Below are 1,111 nucleotides of genomic sequence, written 5' to 3'. Positions count from 1 at the left end.
GGCGACCGATAGGCAGGGGGCCGCAGAGCTCGCTGACGGAGGGACTCTGTTTCTCGACGAGTTATGTGAAATGGACCTCGATTTACAAACCAAATTACTGCGCTTTATTCAAACGGGGACGTTTCAAAAAGTAGGCTCGTCTAAAATGAAAAGTGTGGATGTTCGCTTTGTGTGTGCAACCAACCGAGATCCTTGGAAAGAAGTCCAAGAAGGGCGCTTTAGGGAAGATCTCTACTACCGTCTCTATGTTATCCCGCTTCATTTACCGCCTTTGCGTGAGCGTGGGGAAGACGTGATAGAGATTGCTTATTCATTATTAGGTTTTATGTCGAACGAAGAGGGTAAGGGGTTTGTGCGCTTATCCCCTGATGTGGTGGAGTGTTTCAATCGTTTTGAATGGCCTGGAAACGTAAGACAATTACAAAACGTATTACGCAATGTCGTGGTCCTTAACAACGGTAAAGAAATTACATTGAGTATGCTCCCACCGCCGCTCAATATGCCGGTGGATAATCAAATCAGAATGCAGCCAAGTGTTAAAGAACAAGCGTCGGTGCATGATATTTTCCCACTATGGCAAACGGAAAAGGCCGCAATAGAACAGGCCATTGAAGCCTGTGAGGGAAATATTCCTCGGGCCGCAGGATATCTTGATGTTAGCCCATCAACTATCTATCGAAAACTACAATCATGGAACAATGTGAAATAGTGATGGACGTACTAAATAAAATAAAAGTAGAACGACTTTCCAACGAAATTGGGCCTGAAAATGTGCCTGTATTACTGGATATTTTTCTTGATGAGTTGAGTTTGTATGCTGAAACGTTACTCAGTAAAAAAGGCCCAGACAAAGTCGCCTACCTCAAAGAGATAAGCCATGCGTTGAAAAGCAGTGCGGCAAGTTTTGGCGCCGATCGTTTGTGTCAGTTATCCATCGATATTGATATGAAAATAAAAACGGGCCAAGGGCTTGACCCGCAGAGTGATTCGACGGCAATGGTCAGCGTTCTTGAGCTAACAAGAGACGTGTATCAAGCGTTAGTGACCAAGTAGTGAGTGACAAAGTACCTAGCCCTAAAATAGAGTGGCCGAATAGCCAATAGCCAATAGC

At 44.7% G+C, this 1,111-nt stretch carries 2 protein-coding genes; both read left to right on the top strand.

What is annotated here, in order from left to right:
* A partial coding sequence (locus tag ACP45E_RS18650; RefSeq protein ID WP_141707419.1) for a sigma 54-interacting transcriptional regulator occupies positions 1-709 on the top strand: 709 nt, incomplete at its 5' end.
* A 2-nt stretch (positions 710-711) separates the two neighbouring features.
* On the top strand, positions 712-1,053 hold the full coding sequence (gene luxU / locus ACP45E_RS18645; RefSeq protein ID WP_017034302.1) for a quorum-sensing phosphorelay protein LuxU: 342 nt from the start codon (positions 712-714) through the stop codon (positions 1,051-1,053).
* Positions 1,054-1,111 lie beyond the last annotated feature (58 nt).

Origin of the sequence: Vibrio genomosp. F10 str. 9ZD137, assembly GCF_049974785.1 — a bacterium.
Lineage (GTDB): Bacteria > Pseudomonadota > Gammaproteobacteria > Enterobacterales > Vibrionaceae > Vibrio.
This window is presented reverse-complemented; position numbering and strand designations above follow the sequence as displayed.

Bases quoted from the DNA above. Each gene is read 5' to 3' on its own strand.
- luxU (WP_017034302.1), top strand. From the start codon at position 712: ATGGACGTACTAAATAAAATAAAAGTAGAACGACTTTCCAACGAAATT.